Origin of the sequence: Paenibacillus agricola (assembly GCF_011440305.1) — a bacterium.
Taxonomy (GTDB): domain Bacteria; phylum Bacillota; class Bacilli; order Paenibacillales; family NBRC-103111; genus Paenibacillus_S; species Paenibacillus_S agricola.
The window spans coordinates 1-2,116 of the sequence record NZ_JAAOIW010000061.1; the positions used below are offsets into that span (position 1 = coordinate 1).

The window sequence follows — 2,116 nt, forward strand, 5'->3', positions numbered from 1 at the left end:
CTTTATGTATTGAACGGTCTGCTTCTTGTACGTTTCATCATGATCGATCTTTTTCATAGACACAGGGCTCCCTCATTCAAGTTATTGAATCTAGTATAATCTGTGTCTACTATTCAGTCTAACTGCATGTTGAAGCTTATAACACAGAGGGTCGAGCTTTTAAAATCAACAAAAATTTGGTAGGTACGCCTGAGTTGCTTTCCAGCGAACAATCTAAACCTCTACTCGATGGGTTCTGGCGGCCAACTACTGTCGCAGGAAGTAAGAGTAGTTTGGATGGTACTAAAACCACGAAATACAAAGACGGGCAAATTTGGTTGAATGGCATTTCCCTGCTAAATGTTCAAAAGTGGGAAGAGCCTAATCGCAGCTTCAGAGAAGCTCACAAACGAAACGAGACTTTTACTTATGCGGAAGATGTTTTTGAGATTGGTCCCGATACTATAGTTGTACAGTTCTTGCTTCCAACCTCTTCAACTCTTAATCCTATTACCGGTGTCCAGGGAGATCATCCTGCTGTTCTCATTCAAGGTGGTAAAGTAACGTTACTTCAAGGATTAAATAGACCGTTCTATGATTCCCAAAATTCTGAAAAGGGCAAGTGGCTGTGGACATTCTCAGCAACTCGTGTATCAGCAAGATCCTTCAATGATGTAGGCCAAATTTACTGGGTGGATAAAGACGGAACTACTAGAAACTTCAATACTATATTAAATGCCACTTACCTAAGAGTGTTGTATGCTCGTGAAGACCGCTTATTGGTTCAAGCCTATGACTTATTCCGACAAAATAGCGAAGGTAAGCAAAGCGGTTATTTATGGCTGCACAGTAACGGGACTTACGGAAAAGTCACTGAATTGACCCCTTCTAGGGATCCAATCAATTCCCCAACTGCCAGTGGAGATAACCTTCTATCAGCGTTTGTGGATAGCAAGCTTGGAGTTCTTGTCGTGCAAAACAATACCATTACTAACCTGTCAACCGGACAAAGCCGGGTGTGGTGGGATTATGAGTTAAGAGCGCTTGTTAAAGATGATCCAATTGGTGGTTATCCGGGACAATAGAATTTAAAGAAGCCTTTAGAACCTGCTTTCAAAGCAGCTCCGGAGGCTTCTTTTTTTGTAGTTTTACAACTATTACCAAGGGCAAGGTCCAGAATGAAGAACAATAACAGAAAGAGGGTTTCTATGAGCGAACGACTTCAACTGTTCTTGTCTTTTATCGATAGTTATTCTTGTCCTCCGACATTGTCGGACGACACAAACATTGTCCTATTTCTAATCAGGGTTAATCGGGAGTTTTTTCTTAATAGGATCAAGTTTATGTCGTTACCCCGCGACCCAAACTTGATCCTATTATCGAAATGCGACACAAACATTGTCCGATTACCGCGAATCATAAACTGCCGTTGACCTACAGTGTAAACTAGATAATAGCAGATGCAGGAACCTTCAAGATACAGATTTGTGGAAGCTCAGGAATGAAATACACTGACAAGGCAACAGAATGCATATCTGTATAATCGAATTGTTGATTGGGACGCGTTAAAAACAGTCCCTGCGGAACCTGTATCCAGTAATAAGTGCTTCAATAAATGTTCTTGGTCACGGTAACAAGTGGTTACACTAACTGCCACAAACGGTAACCCATAATCAATCCCAACTAATCCTTCACTCCTCATTTCCAGGACGAAATCCTGCGAATAATCGAGCATTCGTGAGAAAGGAGCTTGCTACGATGCAGCTCCTCTTTGGTTTTTTGAAGTAACTTGCAGTTTACATTAACCTACATTCTTGACATGCATATCTCAAGTCATTTTCGAAAACTACTTCGATGAGGTGATTTGAAGTGATGTGAAAAGCAATATTCTTCTTCGCCAGCAGATTTGATCCAGCTTCTAACTGGATAAAGTACAGTCTGGGGAATATGCCAAGGAGAAAATGCTTCATTTACTACTTTTTTTAATAGGGGAGATCACGCCTGTTGATTAACCAGATACTGGATTTTAGCGATTCCACAAATAAGAGTGCTTCTCCAATACTTGAATAGAGGCTCTGAGCCATTCAAGCTGTAACTGGTTTTGCTGAACTTGTTCAGTGAAACGGATGATGGGTAT

General features: G+C 41.0%; 1 protein-coding gene. It reads left to right on the forward strand.

Annotated features, from left to right (window positions below; all coding sequences use genetic code 11):
- The first annotated feature begins 272 nt into the window (after positions 1-272).
- Positions 273-1,064, forward strand: a complete 792-nt coding sequence (locus tag G9U52_RS38980; protein WP_166158845.1) for a hypothetical protein — start codon at positions 273-275, stop codon at positions 1,062-1,064.
- The last annotated feature ends 1,052 nt before the right edge of the window (positions 1,065-2,116 follow it).